Consider the following 26,801-nt stretch of genomic DNA (forward strand, 5'->3'; position numbering starts at 1 on the left):
TGTCTGACCGTCCGGCGCGGTATCGGAGGAAAGCGTAGACCATCGCCAATGCCGCGATTTCACTGGGCTACGCTGGTCTCGAAAGCTGGCACGAGCGCTGCTTGAATGCTTGCTGTCACGGGACGGTCACGGGAGTTTTCTAGGATGACGAGGACCCGCGAGGGTGACGAAATGCTCCATTTCGGGGCTGGACTAGGCCAGTAGAGGGAGTTGGCATGCGCGACACGGCGCTACCCACTGTGACGGCGATCTGCCGGGCACTGATCGAACAGATCGATAGCGGGCTGCTCATCGCTGGCGGCAAGCTGCCAGCGGAGCGCAAGCTCAGTGAGCTGTTCGACACCACGCGGATCACCCTGCGCGAAGCCCTTGGCCAACTGGAAGCGCAGGGGCTGATCTACCGCGAGGAACGCCGTGGCTGGTTCGTTTCGCCACCGCGCCTGCTCTACAACCCGCTGGTGCGCAGTCACTATCATGCGATGGTGGAGGGGCAGGGGCGGATGCCGGCCACCGAAGTGCTGTCGGCGCGACAGGTTCCCGCCAGCGCGGCGATCTGCGAATTGCTTGAGCTGCCGGCTCTATCGAGCGTGTTCCAGATTCGCCGCTTGCGGCGGGTGGATGGTCGGCTGGTGCTCTATGTAGAGCACTACCTCAACCCGGCGTACTTCCCCGCCATTCTCGACAGCGACCTGACCTGCTCGCTGACCGAGCTGTATGCCAGCCGTTATGACATCCACTATGGCCGCGTGCGCTTCGACATGGTGCCTACCGCGCTGCACGGCGAGGCAGCCAGCGTGCTGCGCGTGGCCGATGGCAGTCCGGCGCTGCGTATCACCCGTATCAACCGCGACCAGCACGGGAGGATCATCGATTGCGACCTGGAGTTCTGGCGGCACGACGCGATCCACGTCAGCGTGGAAGTGCCGGATTGACCCTCTGGCACTGAAAGCGGGCGTGCAGGGTGCGGCATGGCGACCGACAGGATGGGTAGCGCATGAGCGATACCCAGGCTGTGGATACCGGCTCGATCGCCATCCTGTGTGGAGTGCTCCGCTGCGAGCCGTGGCAGCGGCGCTTCAGCGATCCGGGCTCCACTCTGGATAGGCGGGAATGCCGTCCTGTGCCAGCCAAGGCCGGTCGTGGGATACCCAGATATGCCGCGCAGGCCGCGCACCCGGATCGTCGTCGAGGCTCGCTACGCGGACGATGACGTGCGGTTGGCCGGCGCGTTCGGCGATCAGTTGCGTGCCGCAGCGCGGGCAGAACTTGCGCAGCTTGCCGGGCGAGGATTTATAGGCTGCCGCCTTGTCCTCGCCACGCTTCCAGCGGAAGTGTTCGCGCATTGCCCCGGCGGTGCTGGCGAAGGCCGCGGAATGGGCCTTCTGGCAGGTCATGCAGTGGCAATGGCCGATCGGCATGTCGAGCTTGTCGACCTGATAGGCGATGTCGCCACACAGGCAGCTTCCATCGAGGGGCATGTCCATTCTCCGGAAAGACGCTCTGTACGAAAAAGGCCCGACGGGGGCCGGACCTTTGGTCAGGGCAGGTCGGCGCTGTCGTAGAAGGCGCTGAGCACCTTGGTCAGGTAGCGCAGGTCCTGGCTGCCTGCCAGTTCGCGGATCGAGTGCATGGCGAAGGTCGGCAGTCCGATATCCACAGTGCGCACGCCGATCTGGCTGGCGGTGATCGGCCCGATGGTGGAGCCGCAACCCATGTCGCTGCGGGTCACGAAGCTCTGTACGGGCACTTCGTTTTCCAGGCACAGGTGGCGGAAGAAGCCGGCGGTTTCGCTGTTGGTGGCGTAGCGCTGGTTACTGTTGATCTTGATTACCGGGCCGCCGTTGAGCTTCGGGCCGTGGTTGGCGTCGTGCTTGTCCGCGTAGTTCGGATGCACACCGTGGGCGTTGTCGGCGGAAACCAGCAGCGAGCGCTGCACGGTGCGGGTGAAGGCATCGCCGTCGGGCAACACGCGGCGCAGCACCTGTTCCAGGAACGGGCCGTCGGCGCCGCAGGCGGAGCAGGAGCCGACTTCCTCGTGGTCGGTGCATACCAGCACACCGCTGTAGTCGTCGCTGCTGGCCAGCAGGGCTTCGAGGCCGGCATAGCAGGACAGCAGGTTGTCCAGGCGGGCACCCGCGATGAAGGCTCCGTCGAGGCCGATCACGGCGGCGCGCTGGGTGTCGTAGAAGCTCAGCTCGTAGTCGAGGATGGCATCGGCGGTGATGCCGTGTTCCGCCTGCAACTGCTCGCCGAGCAGGTCGCGGAAGTCACGGGTTTCGCCGGCGGACACCTGAGCCAGGATTGGCGGCAACTCGGTCTGGGCGTTGATCGCCCAGCCCATGTTGGCGTCGCGGTTGAGATGGATGGCCAGGTTGGGGATTACGGCGATCGGTGCCTTGAAGTCGATCAGCTTGCTTTCCACCTTGCCGGCCAGGCGGAAGGTGACGCGACCGGCCAGGGACAGATCGCGGTCGAACCACGGCGCGAACAGGGCACCGCCGTACACTTCTACACCCAACTGCCAGTAGCCCTGGCGCACCAGTTCGGGGTTGGGCTTGACCCGCAGGCAGGGGCTGTCGGTGTGCGCGCCGACCAGGCGCAGGCCGTTCTCCAGCAGCGGCGCGGTGCCGAGTTTGAAAGCGATCAGAGAGGAATCGTTGCGGGTGACGTAATAGCGGCCACCGGCCTCGGTGCGCCAGGCGTCGCGCTCGTCCAGACGCTGGTAGCCGGCTTCTTCGAGACGGCGGGCGAGGGTCTGGGTAGCGTGGAAAGGCGTGGGGGAGGCCGCGAGGAAATCGACAAGGCCCTGATTGAGTTCTGCGCGCATGGGTAACTCCGGACAGCGAATGGCCGGAAGTTTAACGTAAATGGGGGATTCTGCGGCCTGAGGCGCGGTCCTGTGTGAGGAGCGGGGTATTCGCATCGCGGACAAGGTCCGCTACTACGGCAGCTCGAAGCGTCAGAACGGAGCGGGCGACTCGAAGCGCAGGCGCTCGCCGGTTTGCGGGTGGGTCAGGGCCAGCATGCTGGCATGCAGGCACAGGCGGTCGCGCAGGGTCAGAGCCTCGCCTTCGGCGTACAGTCGGTCGCCCAGCAGAGGATGGCCGATGCTCAGCATATGCACGCGCAACTGGTGCGAGCGGCCGGTGATCGGGGTGAGTTCGACGCGGCTCCAGTTGCCGTGGCGCTCCAGCACCAGCCAGAAAGTCAGTGCGTGGCGGCCTTGCTCGAAGTCCACCACATGGCGTGGCTTGGTTGGCGGGTCGTAGCGCAGCGGGGCCTCGATGCGGCCGCTGTCCAGTTCCGGTTCGCCCCAGCACAGCGCAGTGTAGGCCTTTTCGGTTTCGCGGTCGTGGAACTGACGGGACAACTCGCGATGGCTGTCGGCATCGCGGGCCAGCACGATCAGGCCGGAGGTTTCCCAGTCCAGCCGATGGACAATGCGCGCTTCCGGGTAGCCGTTTTCCTGCAGGCGGGTGATCAGGCAGTCCTTGTTGTCGTCCGCGCGGCCGGGCACGGAGAGCAGCAGGGTGGGCTTGTTCACCACCAGAAGGGCGGCGTCCTCGTGAATGAATTCGATCTGGGAAAGCGGCATGGAGGCTCGGTTACGAAATGGGAAGGCAAAAACGACTGCGGCGGCCGAAGCCGCCGCAGGTTCACCCAGGCCGGATCAACGCTCCGGCAGGGTGATGTTGAGTTCCAGGATCGAACAACTGCCCTGGTTGGCCAGCTCGACCTGGACTTGTTCCTGGTCGATGGGCACGTATTTGCGGATCACTTCCAGCAGATCTTTCTGCAACTGCGGGAGGTAGTCCGGTTGCGAACGGTTGCCGCGCTCATGGGCGACGATGATCTGGAGTCTTTCTTTCGCGATAGAGGCGCTGGATTGCGACTTCCGGCTGCGGAAGAAATCTAAAAGGCTCATTCACGTCCTCCGAACAGTCGTTGCAGGAATCCTTTCTTCTGCACATCGAGGAATCGATGCGGCATCTCTTTGCCCAGCAGGCGCTCGACGGCGTCGCTGTAGGCCTGGCCGGCATCGCTCTCTTCGTCGAGGATGACCGGTACGCCCTGGTTCGATGCCTTCAGCACGGCCTGGGATTCCGGAATCACACCGAGCAGGCGGATGGCCAGGATTTCTTCGACGTCTTCCACGCCGAGCATTTCGCCCTTGGTGACTCGCTCGGGGTTATAGCGGGTCAGCAGCAGGTGCTCCTTGATCGCTTCCTCGCCCTTCTCGGCGCGGGCGGACTTGCTGGCCAGCAGGCCGAGCATGCGGTCGGAGTCGCGGACCGAGGAAACTTCCGGGTTGGTCACGACGATCGCCTCGTCGGCGTAGTACATGGCCAGGTGGGCACCTTTCTCGATGCCTGCCGGGGAGTCGCAGATCACATAGTCGAAGTTTTGCTTGAGTTCCTCGATGACCTTACCGACGCCTTCCTGGGTGAGGGCGTCCTTGTCGCGGGTCTGGCTGGCAGCCAGCACGAACAGGTTTTCGAGGCGCTTGTCCTTGATCAGGGCCTGGGTGAGGGTGGCTTCGCCATTGATGACATTGACGAAGTCGTACACCACGCGGCGTTCGCAGCCCATGATCAGGTCGAGGTTACGCAGGCCCACGTCGAAGTCGACGATGACGGTCTTGTGGCCGCGCAGGGCCAGGCCGGTGCCGATGGCTGCGCTGGTGGTGGTTTTACCGACGCCACCCTTACCGGAAGTGACTACGAGGATCTTGGCCAAGGTGATTCACCCCAAAGAAAAAACGAAGAATTCTGGTCCCTGAAAGTCGCGGCAGTATCCGTTAAAGGCGGGTGATGTTCAACACGTCTCCCGACAGGCTGACGTGCACTGCCTGACCCCATTGCGGACTGCGTCGCAGGTCTTCGGCGACCTTGTAATTTCCAGCGATGGACACGAGTTCCGCAGCCAGTTGCTGGCAGAAGATCCGTGCGCTGGTGTCACCCTTGACACCGGCCAGGGCGCGACCGCGCATCGGTCCGTACACATGGATATTTCCGTCAGCGAGAAGTTCCGCGCCGGGACTGACCGGCGCGAGCACGATCAGGTCGCCGCCGGCAGCGTAGATCTGTACGCCGCCGCGTACCGGGGTGGTTACCAGCTTGGTCGGACGGACCACCGGCGTCGGCGGTTCGGCCGGTTTTTCAGGGGCCGCTTCCACAGCGTCCGCGGCGGGCGCTTGCTGGGTATCGGCAGGCGCTTGCGTCATGGTTTCGGTGGGCTTCTCGCCCTGGGTGTCGGCAGGCTTCTCGGCGGTCTGTGCGCTGCCGGCGGCCTGCTCCACGACTTTCGCGGACAATTTCTCGCCGCGCGGGCGACGAACCGGCGCGGCGCCAGTCACTTGCGGGGTGGAGTCCTTTGGCTCGACGACGCGCTCGCGGGACGAACCGGACGGCGGCAGCACCGGGATATCGAACATGGTGGCCAGGCGAATGTCTTCCTCGCGGCTGGCACGGATCGCCAGGGTGCGCAGGCCGTGGCGGCGGCAGATGTCGAGCACGCCCTGCAGGTCGAGCTGGCCTTCGCCGTCGGGCAACTTGTCCAGCGCCAGCACCAGCGGAGTGTCGCGGAAGAAGTTGGGTGCCTGGGCGACCTTGTCGGCGAGCTGCCGGTCCAGGCGCGGCAGGTCGTTGTGGGCCAGTTCCAGAACGGTGACGGCCAGCATGCTGCCCTTGAGCTGGAATACGGGATCGTGGTCGAGAAGGTCAGCTTGGCTCATGGTCGGACTGCGTCGTCAAAATGGTTGGACTTATAGCGGACCGCCCCGGCAGCCGCAAGCGTGGCCGATTGCCAAGGGCCGCCGGCGTTTCGCCGCGGCTGCGGCACAGATGCATTTCGCGCGGTGCGCGGCAACGTACCTTGCGCCGAAACGGCAGCGGCCCCTGCAGCGGGAAGCGCGGGACGTGTCGGCAGGGTAGAATGTCGGGCTTCGATCGTGACCGGAAAGTTCAATGGACCGCCCCACCTTTCGCCGTGAGTTCCTCCATCCCCGCCACTGGCCGCTCTGGCTCGGCCTCGGCGTACTCTGGCTGGTGGTGCAATTGCCGTATCCGGCGCTGCTCTGGCTGGGACGCGCACTCGGCGGCGTGATGTACCGCGTGGTCGGCAGCCGGCGCGCCATCGCCGCGCGCAACCTTGAGCTGTGCTTCCCGGAACTATCCGCCGCCGAGCGCAAGCGCCTGCTGAAGGAAAACTTCGCCTCCACTGGCATCGCCTTCTTCGAGATGGCCATGAGCTGGTGGTGGCCGAAGGCACGCCTGGCGAAGCTTGCGCACATTGAAGGTCTGGAGCACCTGCGCAAGGCCGAGGCCGAAGGCAAGGGTGTGATCCTCATGGCCATGCACTTCACCACCCTGGAGATCGGCGCCGCGCTGCTCGGCCAGGTGCAGACCATCGATGGCATGTACCGCGAGCACGACAACCCTGTGTTCGATTTCGTCCAGCGCAGCGGCCGCGAACGGCATAACGACGATGCCACCGCCATCGAGCGCGAGGATGTGCGCGCGATGCTCAAGGTGCTGCGCGCCGGCCGTGCCATCTGGTATGCGCCCGACCAGGACTATGGCATCAAGCAGAGCATTTTCGTGCCGCTGTTCGGTATCCACGCCGCCACCGTCACCGCCACTACCAAGTTCGCCCGCCTGGGCCGCGCGCTGGTCTGCCCGTTCACCCAATCGCGCCTGGCCGATGGTTCCGGCTATCGCCTGACCATCCACCCGCCGCTGGAGGACTTTCCCGGCGAGAGCGAGGAGGCCGACTGCCTGCGCGTCAATCGCTGGGTCGAGCAGGAAATTCGCCGTCAGCCCGAGCAGTACCTTTGGGCGCACCGCCGCTTCAAGAGCCGCCCCGAAGGCGAGCCCAAGCTCTACGACAAGAAGAAGTAGCCAGCGTCGAACGGCACGTCTGCCAAGCTGGATACGACGCGACAAGGACTTTAGCCGTGACCAACTCCGCCAGCAGTTCCCAGCATCCACTCGCCGTCACCGGCCTGATCCTCTCCGGAGGCGGTGCGCGGGCTGCGTATCAGGTCGGTGTGCTGGCGGCGATCGCCGAGCTGTTGCCCGAGGACGCCGAGAACCCCTTTCCGGTGATCGTCGGTACCTCCGCGGGGGCTATCAATGCGGTCGGGCTGGCGTGCGGCGCGCTGTCGTTCCCGACGGCCGTGCAACGCCTTACCGCGGTCTGGAAGGGGTTTCGCACCGGTCAGGTGTACCGCGCCGACTGGCCCGGGGTGGTCGTCCAGGCTCTGCGTTTCCTCGGCCACAGCCTTCTGGGGTTGGGCAAGCGCCAGCCGGTGGCGCTGCTGGACAGTACGCCGCTGCGTTATCTGCTGGAGCGCGAGCTGGATTTCTCGGGCATTGCCGCCGCCGTGCGCCGCCGCAACCTGCGTGCGGTCGCGGTCACCGCGTTCGGCTATGAGTCCGGGCAGGCCGTGACCTTTTACCAGGGCCGCGCCACCATCGATCCCTGGCTGCGACACCGCCGGGTCGGTGTTCCGACCCGGCTGCAACTGGAGCACCTGCTGGCCAGTTCGGCGATCCCGCTGCTGTTCGAGCCGGTGAAGGTCCACCGCGAGTATTTCGGCGATGGCGCAGTGCGCCAGCAGGCGCCGATCAGTCCGGCCCTGCACCTGGGGGCCAACCGTATCCTGGTGATCGGTGTGAGCGGCAATCCGGCCCAGGGCGACGCCAACGAGCCCGTCGGCCGTCACCAGACCGGGCAGCCACCGAGCCTGGCGCAGGTCGGCATCCATCTGCTCAACAGCACCTTCATCGATAGCCTGGAAGGCGACATCGAACTGCTCAACCGTATCAACTACCTGAGTTCGCTGGTTCCCGAAGGCAAGAGCCGCAAGGCGCTGGGCCTGCAGCCGGTGGATGTGCTGGTGATTTCGCCGAGCCGGCCTCTGGATGAGATCGCCGCACAGTTTCGCCACGAACTGCCGAGCGCGCTGCGGCTGTTCCTGCGCGGGCCGGGCGCGACCAAGGCGAGCGGGGCGGGTGTGTTGAGCTATCTGCTGTTCGAGCCGGGATACTGCAATGCTCTGATCGAGCTGGGCTATCGCGATGCGATGGAAAAGCGCACGGAAATCGCGCGCTTTCTGGGAATGGAGGATTGGTCCCTCTAGGGGCTTGCGTCCTGACCATCCTGCGTGCGTGTCGGTCAGACCGCCAGTACGCCGTCCCGGTAGTCGCGCAGAGCCTGCTCGATTTCCTCGCGGCTGTTCATCACGAACGGGCCGTATTGCACGATGGGCTCGTTGAGCGGCTTGCCGGCCAGCAGCAGGACGCGGGCGCCATTGTCGCTGGACAGGCGAATCTCGTCGCCCTGGCCCAGGCGCACCAGGCGGTTGGTGGCGATGGTCTCGTCGCCGCGTTCGCCCGGAACCTGCAGCGAACCTTCGTAGACGTACAGCATCACCCGGTGCCCGGTGGGCAGGATCGGCGTCACCGATGCGCCGGCTGGCAGGTTCAGGTCGTAGTAGTGCGGCTCGGTGCCGGGACGTTGCACGGCACCGTCCAGAGCGGTTTCGCCATCGTCGAAGCGGCCGGCGATCACCGTCACGGCGACACCTTGCGAAGTGCTGGCGCGGGGCACGTCTTCGGGCTCGATGTCGCGGTAGCCCGCCGGCGACAGCTTGTCCTTCGCCGGCAGGTTCAGCCAGAGCTGGAAGCCGCGCATGGCGCCTTCTTCCTGTTCGGGCATCTCGCTGTGGATGATGCCGTGGGCCGCCGTCATCCACTGCACACCGCCGGGCTTGAGCAGGCCACGGTTGCCCAGGTGATCCTCGTGGCGCATACGGCCTTCGAGCATATAGGTGACGGTCTCGAAGCCACGGTGCGGGTGGGCCGGGAAGCCGGCGATGTAGTCGTCCGGATTCTGCGTGTCGAACTGGTCGAGCATCAGGAACGGATCGAAGCGTTCGAGGCCGGGGCCGCCGATCACGCGGGTCAGGCGCACGCCTGCGCCGTCGGAGGCGGGGTGGCCTATGTGCTGGTCGATCACGGTACGCAAGCGAGACATGGAAACCTCCTCAATCTGTGAATGAGGCCATCCTAGTCCTGAACGATGGATGAATGGTTGCGAGTTTTTCGCCAAATCAATCGAATCAATGGATGTTTCTGGAGGAAGAAAACCGCCGCACAAGGCGGCGGTTGCGGTCACTCGCTGATCTGCAGCTTGCGCGCTTCGGTGTAGACGTAGCGCAGCTTCTCGTACTCGAACGGCGAGTTCATCTGGCCATAGCGGAAGCTGGTGCTGTAGCGCTTGTCGATGATCTGCAGCGTTGGAATCTCCCAGTACTCGCTGCCCAGGGTGGAAACATTGAGGTAGTCCACCTCCCGGCTCGCCACGAAATCGGTGACCAGGCCGCCGGTGTCGCGCAGGTTGGACGGGCCGAGGATTGGCAGCATCAGATACGGGCCGGCAGGCACGCCGTAGTAGCCCAGGGTCTGGCCGAAGTCTTCGCTGAGCTTGGGTAGCCCCATGCTGCTGGCCGGGTCCCAGAAGCCGAGAATGCCGAAGGTGGTGTTGAACAGCAGCCGCGCGGTGCTGTTCATTGCCTGCTTGGGCTTGAGCTGGGCGATGCTGTTGAGCAGGGTCGGCACTTCTCCGAGGTTGCTGAAGAAGTTGCTCACGCCGGTGCGGACGAAGCGCGGGGTGACGTACTCGTAGCCGTGGACAACGGGCAGGAACACCCATTGGTCGAAGCGGTAGTTGAAGTGGTAGACCCGGCGGTTCCACGATTCCCAGGGGTCGTAAACGTTCAGCGCATCCAGGGTGGCGCGCTCGAACTCGCGTTGATCGAGGCTGGGGTTGAACTTCAGTGCGTCGAGCGGGTGCTTGAATCCGTCGGCGTCAGGCTGTTCGGTGACCATGCCGTTGCTGCGCAGCGGTTGCGTCGGCGTATCGTCGGCCTGGGCCAGGCCGCAGCCGAGCGCCAGGACGAAAATCCAGGAAGGGCGAAATGGCATGATTCAGTTCCCTGTCTGCGCGGTTGCCAGGCCCGGAGCCTGCGCATCCTGTCCTTTGAAGAACGTCAGCATGTCCTGAGCGTTCACGCGGTAGTTGAGGTTGCCGCAGTGGCCGCCGAGCGGGTAGAGCGTCAGGCGGTCGCCGAAAGTGCGGCGCAGGAAGCCGATGTCGCCGGGGCCGAGGATGACATCGTCGGCGTTGTGCATCACGGCGATCTTCCGGCTGTCGTGCAGGTAGTCCTGCAGGGCGTAGAGGCTGACCTGGTTGATCAGTTGCGGCAGGCTGCCGCCGTCATAGCGTACGCGCCACATGGGGATCAGTTGCTCGGTCATGTAGCACTCGAAGTCACACTGCATGGCACGCTTGAAGAAAGGTTCGAGGCTGGTGCCTTCGGTGATCGGGTAGTTCGGCGGGGTAACCAGGCCGCGGCGGTTGATCAGGTCGGAGGTGAACGCGATGTCGGCGGAGGAGAAGCGGAACGTCGCGCCGATCAGCATGGCCATTTCTTCGTTGGAGAGGTGCTGCCTGGACTGCTGCAACTCATAGAGGAAGGCATCGTTGAGGTCGATGTAGCCCTTCTGCTGGAAGTAGCGTGACAGCTTGCCCAGCACAACTTCGTAGAAGGTCTTGGAGTCGTTGATGCCCTTCACCTGGGTTTGCACCATCTTGTCCAGGTTGCTCACCGAGGTATAGAGGTTCACTGGCGGGTTGAGCAGCAGCACGCGCTTGAAGTTGAAGCTGCGGCGGGTCTCGTCGAGCTTGCTGACGAAGGCCGCGTGCAGGGCGCCCAGGCTATAGCCGGTGAGGTAGTAATCGCTGATCGGCAGCTCCGGATGCTGGGCACGCACGGCCTGCATCACGCGGTAGAGGTCGTCGGCGTCGTCGGGGGAGTAGCCCGGCGTGGCGTGGGGCGAAGCACCGGCCATGAAGTCCCAGCTGGTCGGCGAGGACAATTGCACCACGTGGTAGCCGGCCCCGTAGAACAGGCGCTTGAGGTATTCCGGGGTGCTGCTGGCGTAGTGCGCGCCGGTACCGGCGATGATGAACACCAGCGGCGCCTCATGGTCCTGCCGTGCCAGGCGGTAGTGCAGCTTCTTCACCGGCCAGAAGTTGTCCGGCAACTGGTGCTCGCGCTCCGGGCGCAGCTTCAGCGCATAGTCGGACTGGTTGATGTCGCCGTCTTCGGGCAACTGCGGGCGCAGATCCGGCGGCGTGGTGGCGATGGTCGCTTCGAAGGGGTTGACCAGTGGGTAGCCATACCCGGCCAGGTCGACGTCACGGCTGAATGCCGGCCCGGCGAGACCCAGGGCGAGGCAGCCGAGCAGTACGGCCGCGCGTGAAAGACGTGTCATGGATGTGGAGTCCTTTCGGAAAGAAGCCAACTCTAGGGAGACAGGCGAATATGACCAGCGCATTGCCGACAAGTGCGACGTTGCGTTTCAGGCCTTGCCGGCCAGGTCATGCAGCGCCGCTCCGGTAAGACGATAGACGGTCCATTCGTCCTGTGGGAGGGCGCCGAGGCTGCGATAGAAGCCGATTGCCGGCTCGTTCCAGTCCAGCACCGACCATTCCAGCCGACCGCAACCGCGTTCCACTGCCAGCCGTGCCAGTTCGGTGAGCAGCGCCTTGCCCAGCCCGGCACCGCGCGCGGCGGGGCGGACGTACAGGTCCTCCAGGTAGATGCCTGGCTGGCTGAGCCATGTGGAGTAGTTGTGGAAGAACAGCGCGAAGCCCTGCGCTTCGCCGTCCACCTCGCCGACCAGTACCTCGGCGTAGGGGCGCGGGCCGAACAGGTGCTCGTGCATGCGCTGGGCGTCGGCCTTGACCTCATGGACCAGGCGCTCGTAGTCGGCGAGTTCGGTGATCAGCTCGATGAGCAGCGGGATATCGGCGGGGACAGCGGGGCGGAGCGAAACGCGCGGCATGGGTAACACCTTGCAGTGTGGGATGTTCGAGCATGCCCCGTGGCCGCCGCCGCTGGCAACCGTCCTAGCGGCGTTCCAGGCTCTCCACCCAGACCAGCTCGCAGGCGCCGGCGCCGGTGTCTTCGCGGCTCAGCGAGCTGATCCAGCGCCAGCCGTCATCAGCCTCCACGCGCACCAGCTTGCCGCTCAGGCGAATGGTGTCGTCCTTGCCGACCTGGGCGAGGGTTCGCGCCACGCTGTCATTGGCGGGGATCATGTGCATGTTGGCGCTGTGGGTTTCGATTTCGCGGCGCGGGATCGGCATGGAATCCGCGCGCCAGTAGTACCAGCGATTACCCTGGGTAATGCGGATGCTGGACAGCACCTGCGGGTCGGCCATCGGCCCCCAGCCCAGTGCCAGGTCGGTGGGGGAGAGGTCCGACCCGCGGTCCAGGCGATAATCCTCGCGTCCCAGTACTCGGGCTTCGATGCTGAAATCCTGCAGCGGGTAGATGGAGTACGCCGCCACGCGGAAACCGCCATTGGATAGCATCTGGCCCGGCTGTGGCTGCGGCGGCGTATGCTGCCGACCGCCAGGCCACAGCCACCAGAAGCTGATCGCCACGCAGACAAGCAGGAACTGGGTCGATCGCTTCATCGGTGTCTCCATCGGGAGAGGCAGTTTACGCAAGGTGTGCGGCTACTTGCATCGGCTCCGGCGCCGGTTATGCTGGGCGCCGATTTCCCCGCCGGCCCGGAGTAGTGGCGCCATGTCCCGTCGATTGCCCGTGATCCTCCTGCTGCTCGCCCTGGCGCTCTGGCTGGCCGCCAGCTATGGCGTGCGTTTCGGGCTGATGGAGGACAGCCGCTGGGTCGGCATCTGCGCCGACGAGGCCACGCGCTGGGAATGTGGTGTGCGTGCGCAGCTCGGCTGGGCGATCCACTTCGGCGTGTTCGGCAAGCTGGCGTCTGGGCTGGCACTGCTGGCGTTCTTCGTCCCGCGCCGGGCCGGCTGGTGGCTGGCAGTGCTGGCGATGCTGGTCACGCTGCCGGCGCTGGTGCTGTATAACGCCGGTCTCGCCGTGTTCGCCGTGGTGCTGGCCGGGTTGCGCCTGGTCCGGGCGACGTCGTGATCCGGCGCAGCGTGCTGCTCCTGCTGGCGCTGCCGGTACTGGCAGTGGCGCGGGATTTCCCCGCGGAAGGCGAAGCGTGCATCGCGGCCAATTCCGGTGCGGACTCGGTGCACTGCCTCACGCAGCTGTACTACCAGAGCAACCAGGAGCTTCGCCGCCTGGAAGACCGTCTCGTCGCGCATTCCACACAGCGCCTGCGGGATGACCGGATCACCCGCACTCACCACGAGCAGGCTGTTTCCTCGCTGCGCGACGCCGCCCGGCGCTACGCGACATTCAGCGAGCGCCAGTGCGATTTCGAGGTGGGCTATTCCGGCGCCGCCGCGTCAGGCGCGCAGCAGGTCTTCTATCGCTGCTTGCTGCGGCTCAACCAGGGACGGCGGGATTATCTGCAGGGTGCGATGAACGGCGCGGACTAGTCGTCAGGCGCACACCGCGCAGCAGCGCGCCGACCAGCAGCAGGCTTACGGCCGCCCAGCCCAGTGCCTGCAGATTGCTCGCTCCTTCCAGGGCCAGTTGCGCGGGCATGCCGACCGCGATGATCAGCGCCAGCAGCAGCGCTTCACGCCGTGGCGCCGCGGCCGGTCGGCACAGGTACACCAGCGCCGGGAATAGCAGCGCCGCGCTGGGGAAGCTGCGATAGCGCGCATCGAAGACCATTCCGAGCATCAGCACTGCGCCAGCGAAACCGGCGATCGCCAGCCACAGGCCGGCGCGGTTTTGCAGCCATTCATAAACTTTCGATCGCCAGCCCGTGCGGGCCGACGAGGCCAGGCAGGCGTGCAGCAGCACCAGCAGGTTGAGGCCGACCAGCGCCGCCGCCCAGAGCCATTCGCCCCAGAAGCGGCTGGTGATCACCGACAGCTCCAGCCACAGGCCGATGCAGCCGGCACCCAGTGCGCTGACCAGCGGCAACACGAAGGCGCTGCGGGCAGAGGCGGGACGGCCGCCCAGCAGCAGCCCGCCGAACAGGATCACGCCGCAGAGCCCCAGCCACAATGGCCAGCCCGGCAGGTTGCTGATCGGCCCGGCGAGCACGCCTTTCTCCTCGCGGTCGGCGCTGAACAGGCCCCAGTAGCCGCCCACGGCGCCCTCGCTCTGGCGCTTCCACGGCTGGTCGAAGGCTTCGATCAGGTTGTAGCGCCAGCCGTTTTCCTCGGCCATGTGCACGAAACCGCGAATGAAGCGCGCTTCGTTGACCCGGCTGGGCAGGGCGGTCTCGCGCTGGCGGCCTTCGCTGGGCCAGCCGGTCTCGCCGATGAGGATGTCCTTGGGCGCGAACTCGCGGCCGAAGTCCTGGCGAATCTTCGCGACATGGGCGAGTGCATCGTCGATGCCGCTCGGGTTGTCTTCCCAGTACGGCAGCAGGTGGATGGTCAGGAAGTCCACCGCCGGTGCGATTTCCGGATGGCGGTGCCAGAACTCCCAGACATCGGCATAGGTCACCGGCTGGCGAACCTGCGATTTCACCCGCTGGATGAGCCCGGCCAGGTAGGGAGCAGTGACCTCCTTGCGCAGCAGGGTCTCGTTGCCGACGATCACCGCCTGCACCACGTCCGGGTACTGGTTGGCGGCCTTGATCAGCGCGTTCACCTCGCGGTCGGTGTCCGCCGGATTGGCGTTGACCCAGGCACCGAGCATCAGCTTCAGGCCGTGCTTGCGGGCGAGGGCGGGGATCTGCTCCAGCCCGGTCATCGAATAGGTGCGCACACAGTCGAAGCGCGTCGCCAGCAGTGCTAGGTCGGCATCCATCTGCTGTGGGCGCAGTACGAACGGCTGATCGAAGGGTGACTGGTCCTTGGCGAACGGGCTGTACGACGCGCATTGCAGCTTATGCGTGGGCGTCGCCGCATCCGGCAGGTTCACCGGTTGGCCAAGGCCGTACCAGAGCCCGCAGAGCGCGACGATGGCCAGTAGCAGGGCGAGGCAGTAGGGGAAAAGCGGAAAGCGCGAGGACTGGGGCATGGAGGCTGAGGCACGCGAGCCGTGGCGAGGCGCGCATCTTAGCAACGCCGCCCGGCGGCGTCAGTGCCCCGATGGGGCACTCACGCGTGGCGGTGAATCCAGTTGTGGGTCGGCGCGGTCTCGCTGGCCGAGCCGTTCTCGAAGCGCTTCCATATCTTCTCGTGGAAGTGGAAGCCCACCGCGTTGCACAGCGGCTCGACGATCGCCACCAGACCGCCCACGGTCACGCTGCCGGTCAGGGCGTAGGCCACGCTGAAGGCGATAGCGAAGTGCATCAGGGTGAAGGTAACGGTCTTGAGCATGGTGTTCTCTCCAAGTTGAGAATGATTCTCTGTTGAGAAGAGGTTAGTTCCGTGCCGCCCTGCCGGGTAATTGGCTGTTCGTATCGGCGCGATAGGAGACGGCCGGCGTCGTGGATGGACAGGGCGGGTCGCGGATGGCTGGATTCTGTCGCTTATCGGACCGTTGCGTGTCGTTCTCAGAGCAGCCCCCCGGTTGTCCGCGCCGATGATGGAAGGGCGGCCAAGACCGCGACATGCGCCGGGCTGCCCGGCGCTCACAAAACCAAGGGGAGAAAACCATGCGAATGATGCGACGCCTGTTGGGCCTGGGCGCAGGGCTTGTGCTGTCGGCGGCGGCGGGGCTGGCCGCAGCGGCGGCCAAGCCGGAGATCACCATCGGTTACGTAGACGGCTGGTCGGACAGCGTGGCCACCACCCATGTGGCCGCGGAAATCATGCGCGAGAAGCTCGGCTATCAGGTCAAGCTGATGCCGGTCGCCGCCGGGATCATGTGGCAGGGCGTGGCGCGCGGTAAGCTCGACGCCATGTTGTCGGCCTGGCTGCCGGTCACCCACGGCGCCTACTACGAGAAAATGAAGGACAAGGTGGTCAACCTGGGCGTGAACTACCCGGGCGCGAAAATCGGCCTGATCGTGCCCGAGTACGTGAAAGCCAACAGCATCGAGGACCTCAACGCGCAGAAAGCCGATTTCGACGGTCGCATCGTCGGCATCGATGCCGGCGCCGGAGTGATGCTCAAGACCGACCAGGCGATCAAGGACTACGGCCTGGACTACAAGCTGGTGGCCAGTTCCGGCAGCGGCATGATCGCCGAGCTGACCCGCGCGGAGAACGACAAGAAGGCCATAGCCGTCACCGGCTGGATTCCGCACTGGATGTTCGCCAAGTGGAAGCTGAAGTTCCTCGAAGACCCGAAGAAGGTCTACGGCGAAGAGGAACACGTCGACAGCGTGGCCAACCCGGCTCTGGAGAAGAAGGCGCCGGAAGTCTGGGCGTTCCTGAAGAAGTTCCAGTGGAAGGACGGCCAGGAAATCGGCGAAGTGATGCTCGCGGTGCAGAATGGCGAAAAGCCCGACGTCGCTGCGAAGAAGTGGGTCGAGGCGCATCCGGATCGGGTGAAGGAGTGGCTGTAAGCGTCATCTGACGCCAGCCCGTGCACAGGAAAATCCCTCGCGAACTTCGACGTTCGTGGGGGATTTTTTTATTCCGATGTGTCTATTCCGGGCTTCCTCGCAAACCCTCGCCGTTCATCAGGTTCGCGCTACGACTAAAGTCGTCTGGAGCGCTTGCAGCGGACACATAAATTAGGAAACGACGACATCCGCGTCATCCCCGCTGTGAGGACAAGAACAAAATGAACGACAGCATCTACCAGCGGATTGATACCAATCCGCGCTTCAAAGAATTGGTAGCCAAGCGCGAGCGATTCGCCTGGCTGCTTTCCCTGATCATGTTGGGCCTGTACGTGGTCTTCATCCTGCTCATTGCCTTCCAGCCGCAGTTGCTCGGCGCGAAGATCAGTGCCGGTTCGTCCGTCACCTGGGGCATCCCCATGGGCGTCGGGCTGATCCTCTCTGCCTTCGTGCTTACTGGCATCTACGTGCGCCGTGCGAACGGTGAGTTCGACCGCCTCAATCAGGAAGTCCTCAAGGAGGCCCAGCAATGAAAGGCCGAATTACAGCGGCCCTAGCGCTGGCCGCCTTCGCTCCCGCAATCTGGGCTGACGCCCTCACCGGCGAGGTACAGCGCCAGCCGCTGAATATCTCCGCCATCGTCATGTTCGTCGCCTTCGTCGGCCTGACCCTGTGCATCACCTACTGGGCCTCGAAGCGCAGCAAGTCGGCTGCCGACTTCTATACCGCCGGCGGCAGCATCACCGGTTTCCAGAACGGCCTGGCAATCGCTGGCGACTATATGTCCGCCGCGTCCTTCCTCGGCATTTCCGCGCTGGTGTTCACTTCTGGCTATGACGGCCTGATCTACTCCATCGGCTTCCTCGTCGGCTGGCCGATCATCCTCTTCCTGATCGCCGAACGCCTGCGCAACCTGGGCAAATACACCTTCGCCGACGTGGCATCCTACCGTCTCAAGCAGAAGGACATCCGCACCCTGTCCGCCTGCGGTTCGCTGGTGGTCGTGGCCTTCTACCTGATCGCGCAGATGGTCGGCGCCGGCAAGCTCATCGAGCTGCTGTTCGGCCTGAACTACCACGTCGCGGTCGTGCTGGTAGGCATCCTGATGGTGCTCTACGTGCTGTTCGGCGGCATGCTGGCCACCACCTGGGTACAGATCATCAAGGCCGTGCTGCTGCTGTCGGGCGCGACCTTCATGGCGATCATGGTGCTCAAGCACGTCAACTTCGACATCAGCACCCTGTTCTCCGAAGCCATCAAGGTTCACCCCAAGGGTGAGTCCATCATGAGTCCCGGCGGCTTGGTGAAAGACCCGATCTCGGCCTTCTCCCTTGGCTTCGCGCTGATGTTCGGCACCGCGGGCCTGCCGCACATCCTGATGCGCTTCTTCACCGTCGGCGACGCCAAGGAAGCCCGCAAGTCGGTGTTCTTCGCCACTGGCTTCATCGGCTACTTCTACATCCTGACCTTCATCATCGGCTTTGGAGCGATTCTGCTGGTCAGCACCAACCCGGACTTCAAGGATGCCACCGGCGCCCTGCTGGGCGGCAACAACATGGCCGCCGTGCACCTGGCCAACGCCGTGGGCGGCAGCCTGTTCCTGGGCTTCATCTCCGCCGTGGCGTTCGCCACCATCCTCGCGGTGGTTGCCGGCCTGACCCTGGCCGGCGCCTCGGCCGTGTCCCACGACCTTTACGCCAGCGTACTGAAGGGCGGCAAGGCCAACGAGAAGGACGAACTGCGCGTATCGAAGATCACCACCGTTTGCCTGGGTGTGGTCGCGATCATTCTCGGCATCCTGTTCGAGAAGCAGAACATCGCCTTCATGGTCGGCCTGGCCTTCTCCATCGCCGCGAGCTGCAACTTCCCGGTACTGCTGCTCTCCATGTACTGGAAGAAACTGACCACCCGTGGCGCCAAGATCGGCGGCTGGCTGGGCCTGATCACCGCGGTGGTGCTGATGATCCTTGGCCCGACCATCTGGGTGCAGATCCTCGGCCACGATAAGCCCATCTACCCGTTCGAATACCCGGCGCTGTTCTCGATGGCCGTGGCTTTCATCGGTATCTGGTTCTTCTCCATCACCGACAAGTCTGCCGCTGCCGACGAAGAGCGTGCGCGCTTCTTCCCGCAGTTCATCCGTTCGCAGACCGGCCTGGGCGCCACTGGTGCCGTAGCCCACTGACAGCCTGAGGCTGTCGGTCGAGGGCCGGGTGGCGGTGACGCCCCCGGCCCTGCTTTTTTGCGACCCCATGATGCGAGCCGGAGGCCACGATGTCCGACGACTTCAACTTTTCCTCACCACCCTTCGATCAGCTCCGGCCATTCGAGCGCGAGCAGTTGCGTGACGCGTTGAGCGTCGGCTACTACGCCGTCGGCGAAGTGCTGCTGGAGGCCGGGGCGGCGGTGCCGTCGCTGTTCGTCCTGCTCAAGGGTGTGATCGAGGAGCGCGGCGAGGACGGCAGGCTGTTCGCCCAGTACGCCGCCGAAGACCTGTTCGATGTGCGCGGCCTGTTCTCCGGCAGCAGCAAGCATCGCTACCAGGCGGTGGAGGAGAGCATCGTCTATGAACTGCCGGCGGGTGTGTTCCACCAGCTCTGCGCCGGCAATCCCGATTTCGCGCGCTTCTTCCGGGCGGACCTGGCGAGCAAGCGCCAACTGGAGCGCCGCGACGGGCAGAACCTCGCCGAATTCATCCTGACCCGCATCGCCCGCGAGCACCTGCTGCCCGCCATCGAAGTGGAACCGACGTTGCCGCTGGGCGACGCCGCGCGACTGCAACTGAGCCGTGGCGCGGATGCCTTGCTGGTGCGCGAAGACGGCGAGCTGGGCATCGTCACCCGGACCGACCTGATGACCGCGCATTTCCGCGACGGCTTTGGTGAGGAGCTGCACATCGGCCCACTGGCCCACCGTCCGCTGTCCCATGTCGAACTGGGCGACTTCCTGTTCGACGCCATGATCCTCATGACCCGCCAGCGTATCGAGCGGGTCGCCGTGTGCGAGGAAGGCGAGGTGGTCGGGCTGCTGCACCTGACCCAGGTGCTCAGCCTGTTCTCCACCCACTCCCATGTGCTGGCGCTGCGCATCGCCCGCGCGGAAAGCGAAATGGAACTGCGCGCGGCGGCGGAAACCCTGCATACGCTGATCGCCACGCTGGCCGGCAACGGCATCCGCCTGCGTTTCATCATGCAACTGGTCAGTGCTCTCAACGAACAACTGCTGGAGCGTCTCTTCGAGCTGCAGGTACCGCCTGCCCTGCGTGGGCGCTGCTGTCTGATGGTGATGGGCAGCGAAGGTCGCGCCGAGCAATTGCTGAAGACCGACCAGGACAATGCGCTGATCCTCGCCGACGACCTGCCGGCGGAGCAGGGCCTGCTGTTGATGCAGCGCTTCTCCGCGGCGCTGCTGGACTTTGGCTACCCGCCGTGCCCGGGAGGCGTCATGGCCAGTCGCCCCGAATGGTGCAAGCCGCTGGCGGAGTGGAAGCGCGACCTGCTCGATGTGTCGTTGCAGGGGCGCCCCGAGCAACTGATGCGCCTTTCGATCCTCGCCGACGCCTGGCCGGTGGCCGGCAACCTTCAACTGTTCGAGGGGCTGCGCGAGAGCCTGGGCGAACTGGCCGGCGACAACATCCGCTGGTTGAGCGATCTGGCGTTACCGGCACTGCAGTTCGACACGCCGCTCACCTTCCTCGGCCAGCTCAAGACCCACGATGCCCATCTCGATATCAAGCGTGGCGGCATCTTCCCGATCGTCCACGGCGCCCGCGCGCTCGCCCTGCGCGAGGGGCTGGCGGAACGCGGCACCCTTGCGCGCCTGGCGGCGCTCCAGCGGCTGGGTGTGCTGGACGAGGCGCTGGCCGACAACCTCGCCGAATCCTTCGAACTGTTCCTGCAACTGCGCCTGCGCCAGCAACTGGCAGGTCAACGCGATGGCCGCGAGCAGGGGCTGGACGTATCGCGTCTGAGCCGCCACGAGCGCGACCTGCTGCGCTACGGTTTGCATGTGGTGAAAAAGTTCAAGCAGAGTCTGACTCGACAATTCCATCTGGAGACCCGATGAACGCCTGCGTTTGTCTTCCCGACCACCAATGGTCGACCTGGCGGCGGCGCCTCTACTGGTGGAGACACGATCCAGCGGATGCCGAAGAACTGGTATCTCTGGACCTGGAGACAACCAGCCTCGACCCGCGCCGCGCCGATATCCTCAGCGTTGGTGCAGTGGTCGTGCGGCGCGGCAAGCTGATCCTCGGCGAACGCCTCGAACTGCTGGTGCAAGCGCCGCCTAGCCTGGACGGCGAGTCCATCCGCATTCACAAGCTGCGCCGCGCTGACCTGGAGGGGCAACTGCCGCTGGACGAGGTGCTGCGCAGGGTGGTGGAGTTCATCGGCGACCGCCCGCTGCTCGGCTACTACCTGTCGTTCGACGTCGCCGTCCTGCGCCGGCACTTGCGCGAGCGGCTTGGCCTGCGCCTGGACAATCCACGGGTCGAGGTTTCCGAGCTGTATTACCGCAAGATGAGCCGGCGCTTCCCCGACCTGCATCTGGACCTGCGCTTCGACACCCTGGCGCGCAACCTGGATATCCCCATCGAAGGCCGTCATACCGCCATCGGCGATGCGTGCACCACTGCCCTGATGTTCCTGCGCCTGCGCAAGGGCTCGCTGCCGCGCAACCTGGTCTGAGGCGGCGTGGAGATTCTTTGAATCTTCCCATCCGTCTCCCGGTCCCAGTTTCAGGCGCCGGCTTTGCGCCCCCGGGCACGGGCCGCGCTCCTCGTCGAACGAAAGAGGAGAGATGCTATGGGACTCGGGACCATTCTGTTGATCGTACTGATACTGCTGCTGATCGGTGGCCTGCCGGTCTTCCCTCACTCACGCAACTGGGGATACGGGCCATCGAGCGTCGTCGGCGTCGTCCTGGTGGTGCTGCTGGTCCTGGTCCTGCTGGGGCATGTGTGACGCACTGCGCAACGCCCCGTCCTGGGCAAACCGTGCGGCCCACGGGGTGATTGGTCGCACAGCCCAGGTGTTGATGGCGTATTACCATAGCGGACCTTTGCCGATATGGAGCCGAAAGGATGCCGGGTGTTGTGCTGGTCGCGCTGGGATTGTTGTGGTTGGTCGTCCAGTGCGGAGTCGGGTTGCTGCCAATGGCCGATTCATTCGCGCTGGAGCCGGTGAGCCAGCCCGAGCGCTACTGGCAGTTCGCATTCCTCGGCCCTTCGGTTCCCCTGGCCTTCGGCCTGTTCCTGCTGCGCTATCGGGTGCAGCGCTTCGCTCAGCTTCGCCATGAGCGGGTCAACTGCGCCGCCTACCTGCTGATCTGCGCCGGGGTGGCGCTGGTGCTGGGCAAACTCTGCGTTCTGCTGCTCTAGGTTTCGCCATCTGCGGCGGCGGTTTGCCGCGGCCATTCAGCACCCTGATGTCACCGCCGGGCGCGGAAAGCCTTGGTTACACTTCGGTTCACTGTCCGAACCAGATAAGGCGAACCTCCCTATGCAAAACCGCATCATGATCACCGGCGCCGGTTCCGGCCTCGGCCGTGAAATCGCACTGCGCTGGGCCCGCGAGGGCTGGAACCTGGCGCTGGCCGACGTCAACGAGGCGGGCCTCGCGGAAACTCTCAAGCTGGTACGTGCCGCCGGTGGCGATGGCTTCACCCAGCGCTGCGACGTGCGCGACTACAGCCAACTGACCCAACTGGCGCAGGCTTGCGAAGAGAAGTTCGGTGGCATTGATGTAATCGTCAACAACGCCGGCGTTGCGTCGGGCGGGTTCTTCAGCGAGCTGTCGCTGGAAGACTGGGACTGGCAGATATCGATCAACCTGATGGGTGTGGTCAAGGGCTGCAAGGCGTTCCTGCCGCTGCTGGAGCAGAGCAAGGGACGCATCATCAACATCGCCTCGATGGCTGCGCTGATGCAGGGGCCGGCGATGAGCAACTACAACGTGGCCAAGGCCGGCGTGGTGGCACTGTCCGAGAGTCTGCTGGCCGATCTGAGCCTGGTGGACGTCAAGGTGCATGTGGTCTGCCCGTCGTTCTTCCAGACCAACCTGCTGGACTCCTTCCGCGGCCCCAGCCCGGAGATGAAGAGCCAGGTCGGCAAGCTGCTGGAGAGCTCGCCGATCAGCGCCGCCGATATCGCCGACTACATCCACCAGGAAGTCGCCCGCGACACCTTCATGATCCTGCCCCACGAACAGGGCCGCATGGCCTGGCAGATCAAGCAGCACAACCCGCAGGCAATCTACGACGAGATGGCGAAGATGGCGGAGAAGATGCAGGCCAAGCGCCGCAACCTCGCCTGACAGCGACGCTGCGCCGGCCTGCCGGGCAGCCTGGGGGGTGCCTTTAGTGCCGCCCGGCAGGCTTGGAGGGGGTGTCGAACGATGATTTTCGCCCCCTTTCGGTGCATCGCAAGGCGGGGCTTGCCCAGGCCGGTGCAAAGGGTTAGTTTTAGTTACCGGCCTGCCTGGCTGAAGTACGTTGGACCCCGGTGAAAGCCCCGCGAATGTCGCGGGGCTTTTGCTTTTTCGGACCATTGCGCATCGATGTCGATTCGCGCTTTGCGTGTTGGCGGGCCTGTGTTAGAAGGCACCGGTGTCATTGAAGGAAGAACCCGCTTGCAGTCCGAATCCATCGTCTATGGTTGCATCCGCGACTGGCCCGGCGACTCGATGGAGCGCCGCCTGCGCCGCGCCGCCAACCGCAAGGTGCTCGACAGCCTGCCGATGGGGGAGGCCTGGCCGTTCCTCGGCCGCGAGATGTTCAGCCGCTGCGAAACCGAAGGGGCCGGTCTTTACCAGTCCCAGGTGATCCATTTCGGTGCCAGCTACCAGACCATCGAATACGAGTGGAAACTCTGGGTCGAGCAATTCGAAGCCCTGCTGCGCCGCCTGTACTGGTCCAGCGCGGTGGTCCACCTGGAAACCGAAGTCAACGGCAGCCATACCTTCCGCTGGGAGTCCGAGAATGGCTTCCATAGTCCGCGCGAAGGCGAACTGAAAGTGCGCTGCGCCTGGGAACGCGAGGGCGGCCTGCGCGGCTGAGCCCGGGAAGCGAACAATGATCAATTACCTCTGGTTCGTCCTCGCCGCGTTCTGCGAGATCGCCGGCTGCTACGCCTTCTATCTGTGGCTGCGGCTGGACCGGAGCGCCCTGTGGATAGTCCCCGGCTTGCTCAGCCTGACGGTCTTCGCCCTGCTGCTCACCCGCGTCGAAGCCAACTACGCCGGACGCGCCTACGCCGCGTATGGCGGCATCTATGTGGCGTCATCGCTGTTCTGGTTAGCCTTCGTGGAGAAGAGCCGCCCACTGTGGAGCGACTGGGTGGGTGTGGCGCTCTGCCTGATCGGCGCCAGCGTGGTGTTGTTCGGCCCTCGACTCGCGCCCTGAGCTGAGCGCCATACAGCATACTGGCCGGTCCCACGCCAACCTGTATGGCAATACTCAGGAGTCCGGCCACAGCTCGCGCCTGGCCTACTCGCGCAGTTTCCCCTCGACAGGCACCGACTTCGCTCTGGCGACCTTCCGCTACTCCAGTAGCGGTTACCTGGATCTGGTCGACGCCGCCACCCTGAATGATCTGATGAAGAGTTCCGGTACCAGCAATCCGGATACGGTGGGCTACTTGCGCAGCAAGCAGCGCCAGACCCTGACCCTCAACCAGAACCTGGGACAGCGCATTGGCCAGCTCAACGTCACCGCCAGCCGCGACCGTTACTGGGGGGATGCACCCGGCTCGACAACGTTCTCCGTTGGCTACAACACCCGTGTAATGCGCGCCAACGTCAACGTGACCGCCTCCCGCACATACAACGCCCACAACGACAACAACAACGGCTACGACAGCCAGATCACCCTCAACCTGTCGATGCCACTGGGTAGTCCCTCCGCACGGCATCCGGCCACCCTCAGCCTGACCAGCACCCATGACAAGGCCAATGGCGACAGCCACAACGCCGGCCTTAGCGGGTCGCTGGGCGAGCACAACCAGTACATCTACGGCACCCAGGTCAGCCGTTCCGACACCCGCGATGGCACCACATTCATTGGCAACGTCGGCTGGCAGGCCTCCAATGCCAACCTGGGTGGCAGCTATAGCCAGTCCAGCAGCTACAAGCAGGCCTCCCTCAGCGCATCGGGCGGCCTGGTCGTCCACCCCGGCGGGCTCGTGTTCATGCCCAGCCAGGACATCGGCAACCCCATCGGCATCGTCGAAGCCAGGAACGCGAAGGGTGCACGTGTTTCCAGCAGCGGCGAGGGGCGCATCGACGGTAGCGGTCAGGCCGTGGCCACCGGCCTGATGCCCTATCGCATGAATGACGTCACCCTCGACCCGGAAGGAACCTCCATGGATGTTCAACTGCAGACGACCCGTGTGCAGACCGTGCCGCGTGCTGGCGCCGTAGTGAAGCTGACCTTCGAGACCGAGACCGGTCGCGCCGTCCTGATCAACGCCCGCCGAGCCAACGGCGAAGAACTGCCCTTCGGTGCAGTGGCCCTGGATAAGGCAGGCCATGAAGTCGGCACAGTGGGGCAGGGTGGCAGCGTCTTCGTCCGCGTAGCCGAGCAAGGCGGCCAATTGACGCTGCGTTGGGGCGAGACCGCCGATCGCCAGTGTCGCCTCGATTACCAGTTACCCAAGCGCGCCGAAGATGCGGCGGAGCCATTTACCACGGTCGAGGCAGTGTGCCGTTGAACATCAACCGGGCAGTGAGCATCGCCATGGGCAGCCCTGCAAATGGTCCGACTTCTGGAGCAAAGCAAATGAGTTTCTCGAATCGTTGTATCAAGTTTCTGCTTTCATTCGCGATGTTGGCCGCAGGGCAGACTGCGTGGGCAGGCTGTAGTTCGGCCACGACATCTGCGTCCAGGACCTTCGGCAGTACCACCATATCCGTCGCTCGTGATGTGGCCCCGGGTACGGCGATTGGCCCCACCTATGGTCCCTACGATGGCACAGCCGCCACCATAAGCTGCTCCGCAGGCACCACCTATTTGATGCTCAAGTTCACATCAACCATGACGGCGTCCGGCTATACCGATATCTACCAGACCAACGTCCCAGGGATTGGCGTGAAGGCCTGGAGCGACTTCCAGAACACCGTCTATCTGGGGAATTCCCTGAAGTTCTGGTATTCCCCTGGCGCCGCCTTTTCGGGTGGTGCCTGGATCACCAATATTCACTTCCAGTTTTATGTCATCGGTCCGGTTTCCACAGGCCAGGTCACATTGCCAGCCCCGATTGCCGAGTCCTGGGCGAATAGCGTGTCGGGCAGCACTGCTGGCGGTACGCGTTACAACACGCTTACGATGACCGATGGGATCTCGATCAGCGCCAAGGCCTGCACCACGCCGAGCCTCACGGTGGACCTGGGTAAGCACAATTTATATTGGAAAAAAATCTTGAATGATTGCCCGGCAGCATTGCCTGATTGATGCTGCTGTTGGTCTTGTCGAACCAGTGGATAGTCTGGCGGGAGTTTGAAGTTTGGCGTGGGGCGCTTGTAAATGCATAAGTCCGGTAACGCGCAAATATACTGGCTGCGTCCGGACTATGTTGTGTTAAACAAGCCACCAGAATTGTGCTGACTTGTTCTGGTTTATTCGAATTATATGATTGGTTTCCTTTCTCCATGCTTCAGACCGTATCCAGAATATCCAGGCGATAGCCAAAGCTGTAGATAGTGCTCAGGCGGACGCCGTTTGTGGCTGTCAGATTCAACAGCCGGCGTAAGCGGGAAATATGTGTATCGAGCGTTCTTGAGTTGGCTTGCTCGGTTTGTGTCCAAATATTGTGCAGGATATGTGCCCGTGAAAGCAGTTCGCCTGCATGGCGGAAGAGAAACAATGCGAGCTCAAATTCGCGGGGTTTTAGTGTTACGGTGTCGCCATTGACTTGAATGCTGCGCGAAATGGGATCTATCAGATAGTGCTTGAGTTTCAGGGGAGTGTCGCCGATTTGCGTGCCCTGGGTTCGACGCAGCAGCGCTGCCACTCTGGCAAGTAATTCTCCCGTGCGCATGGGTTTGGCGAGGTAGTCATCGGCGCCCTCATTGAGACCAAGAATAACGTCGGTTTCGGAGGTGCGGTTGGTGATGAACATGACGGGAGTTGCCATCTGCAGATCAGTTCGGATGACCCTCAGCACGTCCAGTCCGTTTATCGTAGGCATTTCCCAGTCGAGCAAGATCATGTCAAAGCTATCGCGGGCCAGGGCATGAATCAGCTCCGTGCCCTTTGCAAAAGCTATAACTTCGTACCCTGAGAGCGACAGGGCCGTTTCAATAAGAGCCAATTGTTCGGCGTCATCATCCAGGGCGGCAATTCGCATATGCATATTTTCTTTCTCCTTGCTGTTCCGTT

Annotated in this window: 31 protein-coding genes; 17 read left to right on the forward strand and 14 right to left on the reverse strand. The window is 64.1% G+C overall.

Annotated elements, in window-relative coordinates; translation table 11 throughout:
- Positions 1-215: 215 nt before the first annotated feature.
- The gene (locus OU419_RS08930) at positions 216-932 is read left to right on the forward strand and encodes a UTRA domain-containing protein (protein WP_254476709.1); all 717 of its coding nucleotides are present in this window, start codon (positions 216-218) and stop codon (positions 930-932) included.
- A 144-nt stretch (positions 933-1,076) separates the two neighbouring features.
- Here the strand turns inward: OU419_RS08930 and OU419_RS08935 are convergent, their stop codons facing one another.
- From OU419_RS08935 to minC, 6 genes are all read right to left on the reverse strand, one after another.
- Positions 1,077-1,484 carry a GFA family protein gene (locus OU419_RS08935; RefSeq protein ID WP_254476710.1) on the reverse strand — a complete coding sequence of 136 codons (408 nt, stop codon included), beginning with the start codon at positions 1,482-1,484 and terminating at the stop codon, positions 1,077-1,079.
- 53 nt (positions 1,485-1,537) lie between these two features.
- The gene (locus OU419_RS08940) at positions 1,538-2,827 is read right to left on the reverse strand and encodes a M18 family aminopeptidase (RefSeq protein ID WP_254476711.1); all 1,290 of its coding nucleotides are present in this window, start codon (positions 2,825-2,827) and stop codon (positions 1,538-1,540) included.
- A 132-nt stretch (positions 2,828-2,959) separates the two neighbouring features.
- Positions 2,960-3,595: an RluA family pseudouridine synthase gene (locus OU419_RS08945; protein WP_254476712.1), complete on the reverse strand. Its 636-nt coding sequence runs from the start codon at positions 3,593-3,595 to the stop codon at positions 2,960-2,962.
- Positions 3,596-3,670: 75 nt separating this feature from the next.
- On the reverse strand, positions 3,671-3,925 hold the full coding sequence (minE, locus tag OU419_RS08950) for a cell division topological specificity factor MinE (protein ID WP_017522035.1): 255 nt from the start codon (positions 3,923-3,925) through the stop codon (positions 3,671-3,673).
- Positions 3,922-4,737: a septum site-determining protein MinD gene (minD, locus tag OU419_RS08955; RefSeq protein ID WP_254476713.1), complete on the reverse strand. Its 816-nt coding sequence runs from the start codon at positions 4,735-4,737 to the stop codon at positions 3,922-3,924. The genes minE and minD overlap by 4 nt, the downstream gene beginning before the upstream one ends.
- Before the next feature lie 61 nt (positions 4,738-4,798).
- Positions 4,799-5,734: a septum site-determining protein MinC gene (gene minC, locus OU419_RS08960; RefSeq protein WP_254476714.1), complete on the reverse strand. Its 936-nt coding sequence runs from the start codon at positions 5,732-5,734 to the stop codon at positions 4,799-4,801.
- A gap of 232 nt (positions 5,735-5,966) precedes the next feature.
- On the opposite strand from minC, the gene OU419_RS08965 reads away from it, so the two are divergent.
- Entirely contained in the window at positions 5,967-6,899 is a 933-nt protein-coding gene (locus OU419_RS08965; protein ID WP_254476715.1) for a lipid A biosynthesis lauroyl acyltransferase, read from the forward strand.
- A gap of 56 nt (positions 6,900-6,955) precedes the next feature.
- Positions 6,956-8,143 carry a patatin-like phospholipase family protein gene (locus tag OU419_RS08970; protein ID WP_254476716.1) on the forward strand — a complete coding sequence of 396 codons (1,188 nt, stop codon included), beginning with the start codon at positions 6,956-6,958 and terminating at the stop codon, positions 8,141-8,143.
- 35 nt (positions 8,144-8,178) lie between these two features.
- Here OU419_RS08970 and OU419_RS08975 read toward each other — a convergent pair whose 3' ends face one another.
- The 5 genes from OU419_RS08975 to OU419_RS08995 all read right to left on the reverse strand — a co-directional run bounded on the left by OU419_RS08975 (position 8,179) and on the right by OU419_RS08995 (position 12,552).
- Positions 8,179-9,039, reverse strand: a complete 861-nt coding sequence (locus OU419_RS08975; protein WP_254476717.1) for a pirin family protein — start codon at positions 9,037-9,039, stop codon at positions 8,179-8,181.
- A 137-nt stretch (positions 9,040-9,176) separates the two neighbouring features.
- Positions 9,177-9,989 (reverse strand): MlaA family lipoprotein, encoded by an 813-nt coding sequence (locus OU419_RS08980; RefSeq protein WP_408004932.1) that lies wholly within the window; start codon positions 9,987-9,989, stop codon positions 9,177-9,179.
- Between the two features lie 3 nt (positions 9,990-9,992).
- Positions 9,993-11,342 (reverse strand): alpha/beta fold hydrolase family protein, encoded by a 1,350-nt coding sequence (locus tag OU419_RS08985; RefSeq protein WP_254476718.1) that lies wholly within the window; start codon positions 11,340-11,342, stop codon positions 9,993-9,995.
- 87 nt (positions 11,343-11,429) lie between these two features.
- Complete coding sequence (locus tag OU419_RS08990) at positions 11,430-11,915, reverse strand: GNAT family N-acetyltransferase (RefSeq protein ID WP_254476719.1); 486 nt, start codon at positions 11,913-11,915, stop codon at positions 11,430-11,432.
- Positions 11,916-11,979: 64 nt separating this feature from the next.
- Positions 11,980-12,552 carry a hypothetical protein gene (locus OU419_RS08995; protein WP_254476720.1) on the reverse strand — a complete coding sequence of 191 codons (573 nt, stop codon included), beginning with the start codon at positions 12,550-12,552 and terminating at the stop codon, positions 11,980-11,982.
- Between the two features lie 112 nt (positions 12,553-12,664).
- On the opposite strand from OU419_RS08995, the gene OU419_RS09000 reads away from it, so the two are divergent.
- Together OU419_RS09000 and OU419_RS09005 are read left to right on the forward strand one after the other, a co-directional pair.
- Entirely contained in the window at positions 12,665-13,027 is a 363-nt protein-coding gene (locus OU419_RS09000; RefSeq protein ID WP_254476721.1) for a hypothetical protein, read from the forward strand.
- On the forward strand, positions 13,024-13,446 hold the full coding sequence (locus OU419_RS09005) for a lysozyme inhibitor LprI family protein (protein WP_254476722.1): 423 nt from the start codon (positions 13,024-13,026) through the stop codon (positions 13,444-13,446). Before OU419_RS09000 ends, OU419_RS09005 begins: the two co-directional genes overlap by 4 nt.
- On the opposite strand, the gene OU419_RS09010 is transcribed toward OU419_RS09005, so the two are convergent.
- Both OU419_RS09010 and OU419_RS09015 read right to left on the reverse strand, forming a co-directional pair.
- Positions 13,394-14,992 (reverse strand): glycoside hydrolase family 17 protein, encoded by a 1,599-nt coding sequence (locus OU419_RS09010; protein ID WP_254476723.1) that lies wholly within the window; start codon positions 14,990-14,992, stop codon positions 13,394-13,396. The two genes, OU419_RS09005 and OU419_RS09010, sit on opposite strands and share 53 nt — an antisense overlap.
- Before the next feature lie 80 nt (positions 14,993-15,072).
- Positions 15,073-15,294, reverse strand: a complete 222-nt coding sequence (locus tag OU419_RS09015; RefSeq protein ID WP_254476724.1) for a DUF2061 domain-containing protein — start codon at positions 15,292-15,294, stop codon at positions 15,073-15,075.
- Positions 15,295-15,572: 278 nt separating this feature from the next.
- Between OU419_RS09015 and OU419_RS09020 the strand changes: the two genes are divergently transcribed.
- The 12 genes from OU419_RS09020 (at position 15,573) to OU419_RS09075 (ending at position 25,874) form a co-directional block, all read left to right on the forward strand.
- A complete protein-coding gene (locus OU419_RS09020) occupies positions 15,573-16,427 on the forward strand; it encodes a glycine betaine ABC transporter substrate-binding protein (protein WP_254476725.1) in 855 nt (284 codons plus the stop codon).
- Positions 16,428-16,648: 221 nt separating this feature from the next.
- Positions 16,649-16,960, forward strand: a complete 312-nt coding sequence (locus OU419_RS09025) for a DUF485 domain-containing protein (RefSeq protein ID WP_254476726.1) — start codon at positions 16,649-16,651, stop codon at positions 16,958-16,960.
- The gene (locus tag OU419_RS09030) at positions 16,957-18,612 is read left to right on the forward strand and encodes a cation acetate symporter (protein WP_254476727.1); all 1,656 of its coding nucleotides are present in this window, start codon (positions 16,957-16,959) and stop codon (positions 18,610-18,612) included. The genes OU419_RS09025 and OU419_RS09030 overlap by 4 nt, the downstream gene beginning before the upstream one ends.
- Positions 18,613-18,701: 89 nt before the next feature.
- Complete coding sequence (locus OU419_RS09035; RefSeq protein WP_254476728.1) at positions 18,702-20,492, forward strand: putative nucleotidyltransferase substrate binding domain-containing protein; 1,791 nt, start codon at positions 18,702-18,704, stop codon at positions 20,490-20,492.
- Entirely contained in the window at positions 20,489-21,115 is a 627-nt protein-coding gene (locus tag OU419_RS09040; RefSeq protein WP_254476729.1) for a 3'-5' exonuclease, read from the forward strand. Before OU419_RS09035 ends, OU419_RS09040 begins: the two co-directional genes overlap by 4 nt.
- A gap of 117 nt (positions 21,116-21,232) precedes the next feature.
- A complete protein-coding gene (locus tag OU419_RS09045; RefSeq protein ID WP_254476730.1) occupies positions 21,233-21,391 on the forward strand; it encodes a DUF3309 family protein in 159 nt (52 codons plus the stop codon).
- Positions 21,392-21,510: 119 nt separating this feature from the next.
- Entirely contained in the window at positions 21,511-21,807 is a 297-nt protein-coding gene (locus OU419_RS09050; RefSeq protein WP_254500672.1) for a hypothetical protein, read from the forward strand.
- Positions 21,808-21,928: 121 nt separating this feature from the next.
- Positions 21,929-22,741 carry an SDR family oxidoreductase gene (locus OU419_RS09055; protein WP_254476732.1) on the forward strand — a complete coding sequence of 271 codons (813 nt, stop codon included), beginning with the start codon at positions 21,929-21,931 and terminating at the stop codon, positions 22,739-22,741.
- 315 nt (positions 22,742-23,056) lie between these two features.
- Positions 23,057-23,482, forward strand: a complete 426-nt coding sequence (locus OU419_RS09060; protein ID WP_254476733.1) for a hypothetical protein — start codon at positions 23,057-23,059, stop codon at positions 23,480-23,482.
- A gap of 16 nt (positions 23,483-23,498) precedes the next feature.
- Positions 23,499-23,828, forward strand: coding sequence for a YnfA family protein (locus OU419_RS09065; protein ID WP_254476734.1), 330 nt, complete (start codon positions 23,499-23,501; stop codon positions 23,826-23,828).
- Positions 23,829-23,907: 79 nt separating this feature from the next.
- Positions 23,908-25,134: a fimbria/pilus outer membrane usher protein gene (locus OU419_RS09070; RefSeq protein WP_254476747.1), complete on the forward strand. Its 1,227-nt coding sequence runs from the start codon at positions 23,908-23,910 to the stop codon at positions 25,132-25,134.
- Between the two features lie 68 nt (positions 25,135-25,202).
- A complete protein-coding gene (locus OU419_RS09075) occupies positions 25,203-25,874 on the forward strand; it encodes a hypothetical protein (protein WP_254476735.1) in 672 nt (223 codons plus the stop codon).
- A 202-nt stretch (positions 25,875-26,076) separates the two neighbouring features.
- Here OU419_RS09075 and OU419_RS09080 read toward each other — a convergent pair whose 3' ends face one another.
- On the reverse strand, positions 26,077-26,775 hold the full coding sequence (locus OU419_RS09080; RefSeq protein ID WP_254476736.1) for a response regulator transcription factor: 699 nt from the start codon (positions 26,773-26,775) through the stop codon (positions 26,077-26,079).
- Positions 26,776-26,801 lie beyond the last annotated feature (26 nt).

The organism is Pseudomonas triclosanedens (assembly GCF_026686735.1).
GTDB lineage: Bacteria > Pseudomonadota > Gammaproteobacteria > Pseudomonadales > Pseudomonadaceae > Pseudomonas > Pseudomonas triclosanedens.

Coding starts and splice junctions, on each gene's coding strand:
- OU419_RS08935 (WP_254476710.1), bottom strand. CDS start 1,484: ATGGACATGCCCCTCGATGGAAGCTGCCTGTGTGGCGACATCGCCTAT.
- OU419_RS09010 (WP_254476723.1), bottom strand. CDS start 14,992: ATGCCCCAGTCCTCGCGCTTTCCGCTTTTCCCCTACTGCCTCGCCCTG.
- OU419_RS09055 (WP_254476732.1), top strand. CDS start 21,929: ATGCAAAACCGCATCATGATCACCGGCGCCGGTTCCGGCCTCGGCCGT.
- OU419_RS09080 (WP_254476736.1), bottom strand. CDS start 26,775: ATGCATATGCGAATTGCCGCCCTGGATGATGACGCCGAACAATTGGCT.
- minC (WP_254476714.1), bottom strand. CDS start 5,734: ATGAGCCAAGCTGACCTTCTCGACCACGATCCCGTATTCCAGCTCAAG.
- OU419_RS09000 (WP_254476721.1), top strand. CDS start 12,665: ATGTCCCGTCGATTGCCCGTGATCCTCCTGCTGCTCGCCCTGGCGCTC.
- OU419_RS09015 (WP_254476724.1), bottom strand. CDS start 15,294: ATGCTCAAGACCGTTACCTTCACCCTGATGCACTTCGCTATCGCCTTC.
- OU419_RS09065 (WP_254476734.1), top strand. CDS start 23,499: ATGATCAATTACCTCTGGTTCGTCCTCGCCGCGTTCTGCGAGATCGCC.
- OU419_RS09035 (WP_254476728.1), top strand. CDS start 18,702: ATGTCCGACGACTTCAACTTTTCCTCACCACCCTTCGATCAGCTCCGG.
- OU419_RS08940 (WP_254476711.1), bottom strand. CDS start 2,827: ATGCGCGCAGAACTCAATCAGGGCCTTGTCGATTTCCTCGCGGCCTCC.
- OU419_RS08980 (WP_408004932.1), bottom strand. CDS start 9,989: ATGCCATTTCGCCCTTCCTGGATTTTCGTCCTGGCGCTCGGCTGCGGC.
- OU419_RS08945 (WP_254476712.1), bottom strand. CDS start 3,595: ATGCCGCTTTCCCAGATCGAATTCATTCACGAGGACGCCGCCCTTCTG.
- OU419_RS08985 (WP_254476718.1), bottom strand. CDS start 11,342: ATGACACGTCTTTCACGCGCGGCCGTACTGCTCGGCTGCCTCGCCCTG.
- OU419_RS09040 (WP_254476729.1), top strand. CDS start 20,489: ATGAACGCCTGCGTTTGTCTTCCCGACCACCAATGGTCGACCTGGCGG.
- OU419_RS09075 (WP_254476735.1), top strand. CDS start 25,203: ATGAGTTTCTCGAATCGTTGTATCAAGTTTCTGCTTTCATTCGCGATG.
- OU419_RS08990 (WP_254476719.1), bottom strand. CDS start 11,915: ATGCCGCGCGTTTCGCTCCGCCCCGCTGTCCCCGCCGATATCCCGCTG.
- OU419_RS08975 (WP_254476717.1), bottom strand. CDS start 9,039: ATGTCTCGCTTGCGTACCGTGATCGACCAGCACATAGGCCACCCCGCC.
- OU419_RS09020 (WP_254476725.1), top strand. CDS start 15,573: ATGCGAATGATGCGACGCCTGTTGGGCCTGGGCGCAGGGCTTGTGCTG.
- OU419_RS09050 (WP_254500672.1), top strand. CDS start 21,511: ATGCCGGGTGTTGTGCTGGTCGCGCTGGGATTGTTGTGGTTGGTCGTC.
- OU419_RS08995 (WP_254476720.1), bottom strand. CDS start 12,552: ATGAAGCGATCGACCCAGTTCCTGCTTGTCTGCGTGGCGATCAGCTTC.
- OU419_RS08930 (WP_254476709.1), top strand. CDS start 216: ATGCGCGACACGGCGCTACCCACTGTGACGGCGATCTGCCGGGCACTG.
- OU419_RS08965 (WP_254476715.1), top strand. CDS start 5,967: ATGGACCGCCCCACCTTTCGCCGTGAGTTCCTCCATCCCCGCCACTGG.
- OU419_RS09045 (WP_254476730.1), top strand. CDS start 21,233: ATGGGACTCGGGACCATTCTGTTGATCGTACTGATACTGCTGCTGATC.
- OU419_RS09025 (WP_254476726.1), top strand. CDS start 16,649: ATGAACGACAGCATCTACCAGCGGATTGATACCAATCCGCGCTTCAAA.
- OU419_RS09030 (WP_254476727.1), top strand. CDS start 16,957: ATGAAAGGCCGAATTACAGCGGCCCTAGCGCTGGCCGCCTTCGCTCCC.
- minE (WP_017522035.1), bottom strand. CDS start 3,925: ATGAGCCTTTTAGATTTCTTCCGCAGCCGGAAGTCGCAATCCAGCGCC.